The organism is Variovorax sp. GW822-FHT04A09, from assembly GCF_058801005.1.
This window is the reverse complement of the sequence record NZ_JBXAMV010000002.1, coordinates 1,158,654-1,170,523: the sequence shown is the minus strand read 5'-3', so window position 1 is coordinate 1,170,523 and position 11,870 is coordinate 1,158,654. Positions and strand designations below refer to the sequence as shown.

Here is an 11,870-nt window from a genome sequence, read left to right as displayed (position 1 = left end):
GCCCCGCACCGGCCTTGCCGCCCGGCGGCATGCCGCTGCCGCCGGCACCGCCGCCCGTGGTGGCCGCGGCGCCCCCGGCCCGGCCCGTGACGCCGCCCGGTCCGCCGCCGCGCGCCACGGCCAGCCGCACCGACCGCATCATCATCGTGGCGCTCGACCCCGGCCACGGCGGTGAAGACCCCGGCGCCATCGGCCCGAACGGCACGCGCGAGAAAGACATCGTGCTGCAGGTGGCGCACCGCCTGCGCGAGCGCATCAATGCGGCCAGCGTCAACGGCAGCCCGATGCGCGCCTTTCTCACGCGCGACGCCGACTTCTTCGTGCCGCTGGGCGTGCGCGTGCAGAAGGCGCGGCGCGTGCAGGCCGACCTGTTCGTGAGCATCCACGCCGACGCCTTCACCACGCCCGCCGCGCGCGGCGCCAGCGTGTTCGCGCTGAGCCAGAGCGGCGCCTCCAGCAGCGCCGCGCGCTGGCTGGCCAACAAGGAAAACGACGCCGACAAGGTCGGCGGCGTGAACGTGGGCAACCACGAGGCGCAGGTGCAGCGCGCGCTGCTCGACATGAGCACCACCGCGCAGATCAACGACAGCCTGAAGCTCGGCGGCGCGATGCTCGGCGAGATCAAGGGCATCGGTGCGCGGCTGCACAAGGCACAGGTCGAGCAGGCCGGCTTCGCGGTGCTGAAGGCGCCCGACATCCCGAGCGTGCTGGTCGAAACCGCCTTCATCAGCAACCCCGAGGAAGAAGCCAACCTGCGCCGCGCCGACTACCAGGAGAACCTGGCCGACGCGCTGATGCGCGGCATCCAGCGCTACTTCGCGCAGAACCCGCCGCTCGCGCGCAGCCGCCAGCTCTGATCTAGAAGCCCGCCACGCGGGCGCCCCACGCGGCCAGATAAAGGCCGACGCCGAAGACGCTGTGCGTGACCACGCTCTGGAACCGCGCCATCGCCGGGCGCGGCGTGCGCCGCGCCGCAAAGCCCGCGCCCATCGCAGGCTGCATCACGCAGAACGGCACGAGCACGGTGCCGATGCCGACGATCAACGCAGGCACCAGCGTCGGCTGGCGCGCCCATTCCAATCCCCAGCCTGCGAGCAGCACGGCCGCGAACGCGATACCGAGCAGGTAGTGCGCGCTCCAGCCGATGACGCCCTCGCCCGCCACGCGCGGCGACTTGCCGATGGGGTCGTGAAAGAAGCGCCCGCGCGTCAGGTGCACGAGCCAGCGGCCCACGAGCGCGTAGTCCAGCGAGGGAATGCCGAACAGGCGCTGGCGCAGCACGGCCCACAGGTCCATCACCACCGTCGCGCCGACGCCGATCCACAGCGTGCGCAGCGCGCATTCGACGGCCTCAGACATGGCCACGCTCCCGCATCGGCGCGCGCGCCGCGATCATCCAGCAGGCCGCGACAAAGCGCACGTCGTCGCCCTGCACATAGGGCGCGAAGGCGGCATGCAGCGTCTCGACGACCTGCGCGCGCGTCGCGGCATCCACCTCCTGCAGGACCAGGCCGACCGGCCCGAGCCGCGTGAAGTAGTCGGCCAGCGCCGTCGCGGGGAACGCACATTCGACCTCGAAGGGCTGGATGTCGACCTCGCCCCATCCGCTCGCCTCGAGGATGCCCGCGACCCGCGCGCGGTCGGCGAACGCGAACTGGCCCGGTGCGTTCGGCTGGCGCGGCGGCAGGCCGGGCAGCAGCGGCGCGGCGGCACGTTCGGCTGTGGTCATGAACGGGTTGTCAGCCCCGCCGCGCCAGGCGATGCAGCGCAGGGCCGCACCGTCCATCGCCGCGTGCCGCAGGTTCGTGAAGGCCCGCACCGGGTCGTCGAAGAACATCACGCCCAGGCGCGAGATCACCGTGTCGAACGCGGCCGGCTCGAAGGCGTGGCCCTGCACGTCGGCGCAGACGAAGCGGGCCGACGGGAGCACCTCGCGCGCCGCGCGGGCCTTTGCCGCCTCGATCATCGGCGCCGAGATATCGACGCCGAGGCACTGCCCGGTCGGGCCGAGTTGCCGCGCCACGGCGAGTGTCGTGCGGCCGGTGCCGCAGCCCACGTCGAGCACGCGGTGGGCGCCCACGGCGCGCACCGCGTCGCTCAGCCGCGCTTCGAGCGGCTGGAACATCGCGTCGAGCACGGCCTGCGTCCGGACCCAGGCGCTGCCGGCGTGGCCGTTCCACAAGGCGGCCTGTTCGGCATTGGCGGGAGATGTGTCGTCCATGATCGTTTTCCTTCAGGTGCCTTCAAGCGGCGAAGGCTAGACTGTGCCAATTCAAGTCGACTTGAAGTCAAGAGGGGGCCAGCACATGGACATTTCGGAAGTCGCGCAACGCGCCGGCGTTCCCGCCTCGACGCTGCGCTTCTATGAAGAAAAAGGGCTGATCGCCTCGACCGGCCGGCACGGCCTGCGCCGCGTGTTCGCGCCCGAGGTGCTGGAGCGGCTGGCGCTCATCGCGCTGGGGCGCGCCGCCGGTTTCTCGCTGGAGGAAATCGGCCACATGTTCTCGCCCGAAGGCAAACCGCGCATCGACCGGCAGGTGCTCGCGGACAAGGCGCAGGACCTCGATCGCACGATCCGCCAGCTCACGGCGATGCGCGACGGCCTGCGGCATGCGGCGGTCTGCCCCGCGCCCAGCCACATGGAGTGCCCCACCTTCCGCCGCATCCTGCGGGCGGCGTCGTCGGGTGCGCTGGAAGCCCCGAAGAAGAAGGCGCCGAAGCCGCGCACCCCCTAGCACCATCTGGCCACACCCGCTTTCAGGCGTTGCGTTCCGCAACACGCGCCCCTGCGCACAGGCAAGCGCGGCAGGCTCCTACACCGCGAAATGCATACTTTTGACCATGATGGGCCATCACTCTCGAAAGGTGGACCTCATGTTGAAGACACGTCTCTGGATCGCCGCTGCAGCTGCCACTTCGGTCATGACGCTGGCAGGTTGTGCGAGCGGTCCGAACCAGAACCTCGGCACCGGCATTGGCGCACTCGGCGGCGCAGCGGTGGGCCATGCGATCGGCGGCAACACGGGCAGCACGCTCGGCGGCGCGGCCATCGGCGGCATCATCGGCAACCAGGTGGGCCGCAACGTCGACGAGCGCAACTACTACAACCAGCAACGCTACCCGCGCGGCAGTGGCTACTACCCGGACAACGGGCCGCGCTACTGATTGATCCTTCCAACCCTCAACGAAAAAACGCGCCCTCCGGCGCGTTTTTTTCTGGGGCGGGCCGAGAGCCGCTCAGGCCTGCGATGCCGCCGCCCGCGCCTTCTCGGCCTTCGAGGCGCGCCACGCACCGAAGATCGCCAGCAGGCCGGGCACGAAGATCAGCGCCCAGATGATCTTGTCCAGGTGCTGGCGCACGAACGGCAGGTTGCCGAAGAAGTAGCCCGCGGTGGCGATGCCCAGCACCCAGATGAGCGCACCGCCCACGTTGTAGGCCGTGAACTTCGCGCGGTTCATCTCGGCCACGCCGGCCACGAAGGGCGCGAAGGTGCGAATGAACGGCATGAAGCGCGCGAGCACGATGGTGATGCCGCCGTAGCGTTCGTAGAAGCTGTGGGCCTGGTCGAAGGCCTTGCGGTTGAAGAAGCGCGAGTTCTCCCACTGGAAGACCTTGGGCCCGAAGTAGCGCCCGATCGAGTAGTTGCACTGGTCGCCCAGGATGGCCGCCGCGATCAGGATGCCGCAGGCCAGCGGAAAGCTCATGAGCCCCACGCCGCACAGCGCGCCGACGATGAAGAGCAGCGAGTCGCCCGGCAGGAAGGGCATGACCACCGCGCCGGTCTCGACGAACACGATCAGGAACAGCAGCGCATAGACCCAGGGGCCGTAGGCGACCACGAAGGCCTCGAGGTGTTTGTCGACGTGAAGGATGAAGTCGACGAGAAAGCTGATGATTTCCATGGGCGCGGATTATCCTTGTTGGCATGCCGCACCCTTTCCGAATCACCCCATGATCCAGATCCGCGAAGCCCTCGATGCCGACTGGCCCGCCCTCTGGGCCGTTCTCGAACCGACGTTCCGCCGCGGCGACACCTACACCTACCCGCCCGATGTGACGGAAGAACAGGCCCGTCACTCGTGGATGAAGGTGCCCACCCAGGTCTTCGTGGCCTGCAACGACGAAGGCGCCGTGCTCGGCACCTATGTGATCCGCCCCAACCAGCCCGGCCAGGGCGCGCACGTGAGCAACTGCGGGTACGTGGTGTCCGAGGCGGCGCGCGGCCTGGGCGTGGCCTCGGCGCTGTGCGAACACTCGCAGCAGCAGGCCCTGCGCATGGGCTTCCTGGCGATGCAGTTCAACTTTGTCGTCTCCACCAACGAGCGCGCGGTGCGGCTGTGGCAGCACATGGGCTTCGCCATCGTCGGCACGCTGCCGGGCGCATTCAGGCATCCGCAGCACGGTTTCGTGGACGCCTTCGTCATGTACAAGCAGCTGCAGCCTTTCCCCGGCGCGGCATGAAGAAGATCGAGCCCCGGCTCCTGCAGGCCTTCGTGGCCGTGGCCCGCGAGGGCTCGGTGTCGCGCGGCGCGCAGCGCCTGTTCCTCACGCAGCCGGCCGTGAGCCTGCAGCTCAAGGAGCTGGGCGCGCTGGTCGAGCTGGAGCTGTTCCAGCGCACGCCCACCGGCCTGCTGCTCACGCGCGACGGCGCGGCGCTGCTCAACCATGCCGAACATGCGCTCGAGAGCCTGAACGATTTCGCGGTGGCCGCCGAGCGGCTCAAGGGCGGCGTGCGCGGCTCGCTGCGCATCGGCACCATCCTCGACCCCGACTTCACGCGGCTCAGCCCCTTCCTCACCGAACTGGTGGCGCTGGCGCCCGAGCTCGAGACCGAGCTGCACCAAGGCACGAGCGGCGACGTGCTGGCCCAACTGCTGAACAAGGAACTCGACATCGGCTTCTACCTCGGCGACCCCGAGGCCACCGACCTGCCGCAGGCCAGCGCCGCCTCACGGCGCCACGACGGCGAACTGTTCCATTCGCAGGTGCTGGCGCGCTTCAACTACCAGGTGATCGGCCCGAGCGGCTGGGCGCCCCAGGTGCTGGGCCGCGACTGGCCCGAGCTGGCCTACCTGCCGTGGGTGCTGGCACCGGCGACCTCGTCGCATTCGCGGCTGCTGGCGCCGGTGCTGCAGGCCCACAAGCTGGTGCTGAAGAAGGCCGCGCAGGCCGACCAGGAGATGTCGATGCTGGCGCTGGTGCGCGCCGGCGTGGGCATTTCGCTGGCGCGCGATGCGCTGGCGCTGCAGGCCAGCCAGCGCGACGGCCTGGTCATTGCCGACCGGGTGAGCATCGGCTGCGACCTGCGCTTTGTCTGCCTCGCCGGCGCGCTCAAACGGCCGGAAGTCGACTGCGCGTGGCAGGCGCTGTCGCGCGTCTGGCGACAGGCCTTCTGAACGATCAGGCGCGCGCCCGGCCGTCGCGCACGGCCGCCGGCGCCGCAGCCGCCCCACTCTTCTTCGCCACGCGCCAGCCCTTGGGCATCAGCGCCAGCATCAACGCAGCCAGCAGCGCCGCGCTCCCCAGCGTGTACAGCCCCGCGGCCGAGCCGCCGTGGTTCTGCTCCACGTAGGTCCGCAGGTTGGGCGCCACGAAGCCGCCGAGGTTGCCGATGGAATTGACCAGCGCGATGCCCGTGGCAATGCCCAGGCCCGACAGCCGCTCCGACAGGAAGGCATAGAAGATCGGCGTGCCCGACAGGTAGGTCGACGCACCGATGGACAGCGCCGCGATCGCGAAGATCGGCGAGCCGTGCGCCGACAGGCACACGCACACGCCGAAGATCGTGTACAGCGTGGCCACGGTGACGCGGCGGCGGTCGTGGTGCCGGTCGGACCAGCGCGTGACGAAATACACGACGAACAGCGCCAGCAGCCACGGGATGCTGGTGACGAAGCCGACCAGGAGGCCGATCTTCTGGCCCAGGATCTGCCCCACCTGGGTCGGGAGATAGAAGATGAGGCCGTAGGCGGCGATCTGCACGATGAAGAAGTTCAGCGCGAAGAACATGACCCGCGGATTGCACAGCGTCTGCCACACGGTCTGCGGGCTGTCGGCCGACTTCTCCGCCGCTTCCTGGTCGAGCACGGCCTGCAGTGCGTTCTGCTGTGCGGTCGTGAGCCAGGGCGCGTTGTGCGGCCGGTCGACGATGACGAAGAAGGCCACGATGCCCACCACCACGGCCATCAGGCCCTCGATGAGGAACATCCACTCCCAGCCCTTGAGGCCGCCGATGCCGTTCATGTCGAGCAGCGCACCGGAGATCGGCCCGCCGATGACGAGCGCGCCCGCAAAGCCGAACAGCAAAATGCCGTTGGCCTGCGCGCGCACCTTGGCGGGGAACCAGTAGGTCAGCGTGAGCAGCACGCCGGGGTAGAAGCCCGCCTCCGCGATGCCGAGCAGGAAGCGCAGCACGTAGAAGGAGGTCTCGGTGGTCGCGAACATCATGGCCGAGGCCACGAGCCCCCAGGTGACCATGATCCGGCACAGCCAGATGCGCGGGCCGACGCGCGACAGGATCACATTGCTCGGCACTTCGAAGATCGCGTAGCTCACGAAGAAGATGCCGGCGCCGAGCGCGAAGGCGCTGTTGCTCAGGCCGGTGTCGATCTGCAGCGCCTGCTTGGCGAAGCCGACGTTCACGCGATCAAGAATCGACATGATGTACATGACGATCAGCATGGGCAGCAGGCGCCAGCGCGCCTTGTGGATGGCGCCTGTGACCAGTTCGCCGTAGGGACTCGTGCTTGTCATTGTTGTTGTCTCCTGAATAGGTATGTCTGTCTGAAAGCCGCCGAGGCTAGCCCCTTGCGACCGCGCCGTGGACCGGGTTCGTCACCGAACCCAGTCCGTCGATCTCGACCGAGACCACGTCGCCGCGCTTCAGGAAGCGTGGCGGCTTGAGGCCCAGGCCGACGCCGGCGGGCGTGCCGGTGAGGATCAGGTCGCCGGGCTCCAGCGTGATGGCGCGCGAGAGGTACGCGATGAGGAACGCGACCGAGAAGATCATTTCGCTGGTGTTGGACGACTGCACGGCCTCGCCGTTGACGAGGCAGCGGATGCCCAGCGATTGCACGTCGGCCACTTCGTCGCGCGTGACGACGGTGGGCGCAAGCGGGCAGAAGCCGTCGAGCGACTTGCCGCGCACCCATTGCGCCTCGCCCAGTTGCACGTCGCGCGCGCTCACGTCGTTGGCGGCGACGTAGCCGAACACATGCGAGAGCGCATCAGCCTCGCTCACGCCCTGCGCACGCTTGCCGATGACGACGCCGAGTTCGGCTTCCCAGTCGACCTTCTCGGTGAAGCCTTCGGGCCAGGTGATCGCGTCGCCATCAGCGGCCAGCGTGTTGCTGAACTTGGCGAAGACGACGGGCTTCTCGGGGATGGCCAGGCCGGTCTCGATGCAATGGTCGCGGTAGTTGGCGCCGATGCAGATGATGTTTCTTGGGGCGAACGGCAAGGTGGGCTTGACGTCGGCGAGGGGGATCGGATTGCCTGCATCGTTCCAGGCTTTCCCTTCGACGATCTCCTGCATGCGGCTCGCATTGACGGGCTGCAGGGCGCCGTCCTTGATGTAGCCCACGCGGGGGCCCTGCGGCGTTTGAACGCTCATCCACTTCATGTCTGACTCCTTCTTCTGATTTAAAAAATTCTGGGTGCGGGGGCGGGTTCATTCAGGGCGTGTGCACAGGCCACCGGGTACTTCCCTCCGCGAATGTCCCCCGGGGCTTCGCCCCTCCTCCTTGATTTCGCTGCGGGAAGCACCCAGTGTCCTGAGCACGATGGGCGCGGTCGTTGTGCGGGCCGATCAACATGTGCTCTGAACACGCTCACGTCGATGGGGTGCCTTGCGCAGCGAAATCAAGGAGGAGGCCGCAGGCCGGGGGACATTCGCGGAGCAAGGCTCCCCGTCGGCGGGAGCGTCGCCCTGAACGAAAGTCCTCAGTGATTCCGGCGCGGAATGCCGGCCGTCTGCGCCACGCGCTGGTACTTGGTCGCCGGCTTCAGCACCATGCCTTCGGACAGCGTGTCCACCATCGCGCGCTGGATCTCCTGCCACGGCGTCTGGCTCGCGGGAATCGGGTAGCCGCCCTTCGCTTCGAGGTCACGGGCGCGCGCTTGCAACACCGCGTCGTCGACGAGCATGTTGACGGTGCGTTCCTTCAAATCGACGCGCACCTTGTCGCCGGTCTGCAGCAGTGCCAGACCGGCGCCTGCGGCGGCTTCGGGCGAGGCGTTGAGGATCGACGGCGAGCCCGAGGTGCCCGACTGCCGGCCGTCGCCGATGCAGGGCAAGGCCGATACACCGCTCTTGAGCAGATGCGACGGCGCGCGCATGTTGACCACTTCCGACGAGCCCGGGTGCCCGATGGGGCCGACGCCGCGCATGAACAGGATGCAGCTCGCATCGATGTCCAGCGACGGGTCTTCGATGCGGGCTTCGAAATCTTCGGGGCCGTCGAACACGATGGCGCGGCCCACGAAGGCGTCGAGGTCACCGGCCTTGCTCAGGTAGCGCGCGCGGAACTCGTCGGAGATCACGCTGGTCTTCATGATCGCGCTGTCGAACAGGTTGCCCGACATCACGAGGAAGCCGGCGTTCTCGCGCAGCGGCTGGTCGAAGGGGCGGATGACGTCGGCGTCTTTCACGGGCGCGTCGGCGCAGTTGACGGCGAGCGTGTGGCCGTTGACGGTGCGCGCGTCGGTGCGGATCAGGCCGTGGCGGTGCAGCTCGGAGACCACCGCGGGCACGCCGCCTGCGCGGTAGAACTCCTCGCCGAGGTACTTGCCGGCGGGCTGCATGTCGAGCAGCAGCGGCACTTCGAGGCCGACCTTTTCCCAGTCCTGGATGTTGAGCTCCACACCCGCGTGCTTGGCGATGGCGATGAGGTGGATCGGCGCGTTGGTCGAGCCGCCGATGGCCGAGTTGACGACGATCGCGTTCTCGAAGGCCGAGCGCGTGAGGATGTCCGAAGGCTTGAGGTCTTCGCGCACCATGTCGACGATGCGCCGGCCGGTTTCGTAGGCCATCTGGCCGCGCTCGCGGTACGGCGCGGGAATGGCCGCGCAGCCGGGCAGGCTCATGCCCAGGGCTTCGGCCAGGGCGTTCATCGTCGACGCCGTGCCCATCACGTTGCAGTGGCCGGCCGAGGGCACGGTGGAGCCCACGAGGTCGATGTAGCCGGGGAAGTCGATGCTGCCCTTGGCGAACAGCTCGCGCGCCTTGAACAGCGTGGTGCCGGTGCCGGTGCGCTGGCCTTCGTGCCAGCCGTTGAGCATGGGGCCGCCCGACAGCACGATGGCGGGGATGTTGGCGGTGGCCGCGGCCATCAGCGCGGCGGGCGTGGTCTTGTCGCAGCCGGTGGTCAGCACCACGCCGTCGATCGGATAGCCGGTGAGGATCTCGACGAGCCCCAGGTAGGCCAGGTTGCGGTCGAGCGCGGCCGTGGGGCGGCGGCCGTTCTCCTGGATCGGGTGCATCGGGAATTCCATCGCGATGCCGCCCATTTCGCGGATGCCTTCGCGCACGCGCAGCGACAGCTCGCGGTGGTGGCGGTTGCAGGGCGTGAGGTCGGAGCCGCTTTGCGCGATGCCGATGATCGGCTTGCCCGATTGCAGCTCTTCGCGGGTGAGGCCGTAGTTCAGGAACCAGGCCAGGTGCAGGACCGAGAGTTCGCTGTGTTCGGGGTTGTTGAACCAGGCGGCGGAGCGCAGGGGGCGGGGTGTCGTCATGGCGTCGGCTTTCAGGGTGGTCGGCGAACGCGCGCGGCGGCCCCCTGCGCGGCATGGCGGTGGGCCATGGCGGTGTATTGGGTGTCTCCGGTGCGTTCTTGTTGTGCGAATACGTTGGCGAGAGGGAGCTTAGGTTTTCGCCTTCGCCAAAGCCAATGAGATCGGTTGAGGATCGGTATAAGCGCACCAAATACACCGCCAAACGCCCGGTCTGCGCCCCGCTTTTAGAATGTTTCCGGTGAGTGCCCTACCCTCCTCCCTCCCCCCCGCCGAACGCCGCCCGATCCGTGAACTCCCCGACGAGCTGATCAGCCAGATCGCCGCCGGTGAAATGGTCGAGCGCCCCGCCTCGGTGGTGCGCGAACTGCTCGATAACGCGCTGGACGCCGGCGCGCGCCAGATCACCGTGCGGCTCGCCTCGGGCGGCGTGCGGCTGATCTCGGTGGAAGACGACGGCCTGGGCATTCCCCGCGAGGAACTCACGGTGGCGCTGCGCCGCCACGCCACCAGCAAGATCGCGACCCTGAGCGACCTGGAAACGGTCGGCACCATGGGCTTTCGCGGCGAGGCGCTCGCGGCCATCAACGCGATTGCCGAGCTCAGCATCCTCTCGCGCTTCACCGGCGCCGACAGCGCCTTCGTGCTCGACGGCGGCACGGGTGAGCTACGGCCGGTGGCGCGTTCGGTGGGCACCACGGTCGAGGTGCGCGAGCTGTTCTTTGCCACGCCCGCGCGGCGCAAGTTCCTGAAGACCGACGCCACCGAGCTGGCCCACTGCATCGAGGCCGTGCGCCGCCATGCGCTGGCGCGGCCCGAGGTGGGCTTCTCGGTCTGGCACGACGGCAAGTTGATCGAACAATGGCGCGCCGCCGCCACGCCCGAGCAGCGGCTGGCCGATGCGCTGAGCGACGACTTCGTGTCGCAGAGCGTCTCCGTGCTGCGCGAAGGCGGCCCGGTGCGCGTGGTCGGCCGTGCGGGCATTCCCGACGCGGCGCGCTCGCGCAACGACCAGCAGTTCTTCTACGTCAACGGCCGCTTCGTGCGCGACAAGGTGCTGTCGCACGCGGTGCGCAGCGCCTACGAAGACGTGCTGCACGGCCAGCGCCAACCGGTGTACGTGCTGTACCTGGAGATCGATCCCGCGCGCGTCGACGTCAACGTGCACCCGACCAAGATCGAGGTGCGCTTTCGCGACGGGCGCGAGGTGCACCAGGCGGTGCGCCATGCCATCGAGGACGCACTGGCCGCGCCGCGCGCCGGCGATGCCCTGGCACCGGCCGATGCGCCGCCGCAGCCCTTCTTCAAGCAGACCCCACTGCCGCCGAGCGCCAGCTGGTCGCAGCCTGCGATTCCGTTCCAGGCGCGCGAGCGCGGCGCCGGCGACTTCGAGGCGATGTGGCCGCGACGCACCGAGGAACAAGGGCATGCGCCGGTCACGGCCCCGTCGCAGTGGCAGACCGAAGCGCCGGCGATGTCGTTCCGCGCGCCGGTCGGATTGCCCGACAGCGAGGCCCTGGCCCCCATGCCAGCGCCCGTCATGAACCAGGACGCCTGGCCGCTGGGCCGCGCGCTGGCCCAGCTGCAGGGCATCTACATCCTGGCCGAGAACAGCCAGGGCCTCGTGATCGTCGACATGCACGCGGCGCACGAGCGCATCGTCTACGAGCGGCTCAAGACCCAGCTCGACGGCGCGGCCATCACGAGCCAGCCGCTGCTGATTCCGGCCACCTTCGCGGCCACGCCGCAGGAAGTGGCCACGGCCGAGGCCTGCGCCGAGGTGCTGCCCACGCTGGGGCTGGAGATCACGCCCTTCTCGGCCCGCACGCTGGCCGTGCGCGCCGTGCCCGGCACGCTGGCTGACGGCGACCCGGTGGAACTGGCGCGCAGCGTGCTCGCCGAGCTGGGCCAGCACGACGCGAGCACCGTGGTGCAGCGCGCGCAGAACGAGCTGCTGTCGACCATGGCCTGCCACGGCGCGGTGCGCGCCAACCGCAAGCTCACCGTCGACGAGATGAACGCCCTGTTGCGCCAGATGGAAGCCACCGAGCGCTCCGACCAGTGCAACCACGGCCGGCCGACCTGGCGCCAGCTGTCGATCCGCGAGCTCGATTCGCTGTTCATGCGCGGGCGCTGAGCC

Annotated in this window: 12 protein-coding genes; 6 read left to right on the top strand and 6 right to left on the bottom strand. The window is 69.0% G+C overall.

The window, feature by feature from the left end; genetic code table 11:
• The coding region (locus tag AC1RLW_RS16400; RefSeq protein ID WP_493193946.1) for an N-acetylmuramoyl-L-alanine amidase family protein at positions 1–857 on the top strand (857 nt) is incomplete at its 5' end.
• A 1-nt stretch (position 858) separates the two neighbouring features.
• On the opposite strand, the gene AC1RLW_RS16395 is transcribed toward AC1RLW_RS16400, so the two are convergent.
• A complete protein-coding gene (locus AC1RLW_RS16395; RefSeq protein WP_493193944.1) occupies positions 859–1,359 on the bottom strand; it encodes a DUF2938 domain-containing protein in 501 nt (166 codons plus the stop codon).
• On the bottom strand, positions 1,352–2,221 hold the full coding sequence (locus AC1RLW_RS16390) for a class I SAM-dependent methyltransferase (protein ID WP_493193942.1): 870 nt from the start codon (positions 2,219–2,221) through the stop codon (positions 1,352–1,354). The genes AC1RLW_RS16395 and AC1RLW_RS16390 overlap by 8 nt, the downstream gene beginning before the upstream one ends.
• Before the next feature lie 85 nt (positions 2,222–2,306).
• On the opposite strand from AC1RLW_RS16390, the gene AC1RLW_RS16385 reads away from it, so the two are divergent.
• On the top strand, positions 2,307–2,735 hold the full coding sequence (locus tag AC1RLW_RS16385; protein WP_159276157.1) for a helix-turn-helix domain-containing protein: 429 nt from the start codon (positions 2,307–2,309) through the stop codon (positions 2,733–2,735).
• A 139-nt stretch (positions 2,736–2,874) separates the two neighbouring features.
• Positions 2,875–3,165: a YMGG-like glycine zipper-containing protein gene (locus AC1RLW_RS16380; RefSeq protein ID WP_223301444.1), complete on the top strand. Its 291-nt coding sequence runs from the start codon at positions 2,875–2,877 to the stop codon at positions 3,163–3,165.
• A gap of 72 nt (positions 3,166–3,237) precedes the next feature.
• On the opposite strand, the gene AC1RLW_RS16375 is transcribed toward AC1RLW_RS16380, so the two are convergent.
• On the bottom strand, positions 3,238–3,903 hold the full coding sequence (locus AC1RLW_RS16375) for a DedA family protein (protein ID WP_062478522.1): 666 nt from the start codon (positions 3,901–3,903) through the stop codon (positions 3,238–3,240).
• A 49-nt stretch (positions 3,904–3,952) separates the two neighbouring features.
• On the opposite strand from AC1RLW_RS16375, the gene AC1RLW_RS16370 reads away from it, so the two are divergent.
• Both AC1RLW_RS16370 and AC1RLW_RS16365 read left to right on the top strand, forming a co-directional pair.
• Complete coding sequence (locus tag AC1RLW_RS16370; protein WP_493193940.1) at positions 3,953–4,462, top strand: GNAT family N-acetyltransferase; 510 nt, start codon at positions 3,953–3,955, stop codon at positions 4,460–4,462.
• Positions 4,459–5,397, top strand: a complete 939-nt coding sequence (locus AC1RLW_RS16365) for a LysR family transcriptional regulator (RefSeq protein ID WP_062478516.1) — start codon at positions 4,459–4,461, stop codon at positions 5,395–5,397. The genes AC1RLW_RS16370 and AC1RLW_RS16365 overlap by 4 nt, the downstream gene beginning before the upstream one ends.
• A gap of 4 nt (positions 5,398–5,401) precedes the next feature.
• On the opposite strand, the gene AC1RLW_RS16360 is transcribed toward AC1RLW_RS16365, so the two are convergent.
• The 3 genes from AC1RLW_RS16360 to AC1RLW_RS16350 all read right to left on the bottom strand — a co-directional run bounded on the left by AC1RLW_RS16360 (position 5,402) and on the right by AC1RLW_RS16350 (position 9,733).
• Complete coding sequence (locus AC1RLW_RS16360) at positions 5,402–6,754, bottom strand: MFS transporter (RefSeq protein WP_493193939.1); 1,353 nt, start codon at positions 6,752–6,754, stop codon at positions 5,402–5,404.
• A 46-nt stretch (positions 6,755–6,800) separates the two neighbouring features.
• Entirely contained in the window at positions 6,801–7,622 is an 822-nt protein-coding gene (locus AC1RLW_RS16355; RefSeq protein ID WP_493193938.1) for a fumarylacetoacetate hydrolase family protein, read from the bottom strand.
• Between the two features lie 320 nt (positions 7,623–7,942).
• On the bottom strand, positions 7,943–9,733 hold the full coding sequence (locus AC1RLW_RS16350) for an IlvD/Edd family dehydratase (protein WP_493193936.1): 1,791 nt from the start codon (positions 9,731–9,733) through the stop codon (positions 7,943–7,945).
• 238 nt (positions 9,734–9,971) lie between these two features.
• On the opposite strand from AC1RLW_RS16350, the gene mutL reads away from it, so the two are divergent.
• Complete coding sequence (gene mutL, locus AC1RLW_RS16345; RefSeq protein ID WP_493193934.1) at positions 9,972–11,867, top strand: DNA mismatch repair endonuclease MutL; 1,896 nt, start codon at positions 9,972–9,974, stop codon at positions 11,865–11,867.
• Positions 11,868–11,870: the final 3 nt, after the last annotated feature.

Excerpts from the sequence above, each read along its gene's own strand:
- AC1RLW_RS16395 (WP_493193944.1), bottom strand. The coding sequence starts at position 1,359 with ATGTCTGAGGCCGTCGAATGCGCGCTGCGCACGCTGTGGATCGGCGTC.
- AC1RLW_RS16390 (WP_493193942.1), bottom strand. The coding sequence starts at position 2,221 with ATGGACGACACATCTCCCGCCAATGCCGAACAGGCCGCCTTGTGGAAC.
- AC1RLW_RS16385 (WP_159276157.1), top strand. The coding sequence starts at position 2,307 with ATGGACATTTCGGAAGTCGCGCAACGCGCCGGCGTTCCCGCCTCGACG.
- AC1RLW_RS16380 (WP_223301444.1), top strand. The coding sequence starts at position 2,875 with ATGTTGAAGACACGTCTCTGGATCGCCGCTGCAGCTGCCACTTCGGTC.
- AC1RLW_RS16375 (WP_062478522.1), bottom strand. The coding sequence starts at position 3,903 with ATGGAAATCATCAGCTTTCTCGTCGACTTCATCCTTCACGTCGACAAA.
- AC1RLW_RS16370 (WP_493193940.1), top strand. The coding sequence starts at position 3,953 with ATGATCCAGATCCGCGAAGCCCTCGATGCCGACTGGCCCGCCCTCTGG.
- AC1RLW_RS16365 (WP_062478516.1), top strand. The coding sequence starts at position 4,459 with ATGAAGAAGATCGAGCCCCGGCTCCTGCAGGCCTTCGTGGCCGTGGCC.
- AC1RLW_RS16360 (WP_493193939.1), bottom strand. The coding sequence starts at position 6,754 with ATGACAAGCACGAGTCCCTACGGCGAACTGGTCACAGGCGCCATCCAC.
- AC1RLW_RS16355 (WP_493193938.1), bottom strand. The coding sequence starts at position 7,622 with ATGAAGTGGATGAGCGTTCAAACGCCGCAGGGCCCCCGCGTGGGCTAC.
- AC1RLW_RS16350 (WP_493193936.1), bottom strand. The coding sequence starts at position 9,733 with ATGACGACACCCCGCCCCCTGCGCTCCGCCGCCTGGTTCAACAACCCC.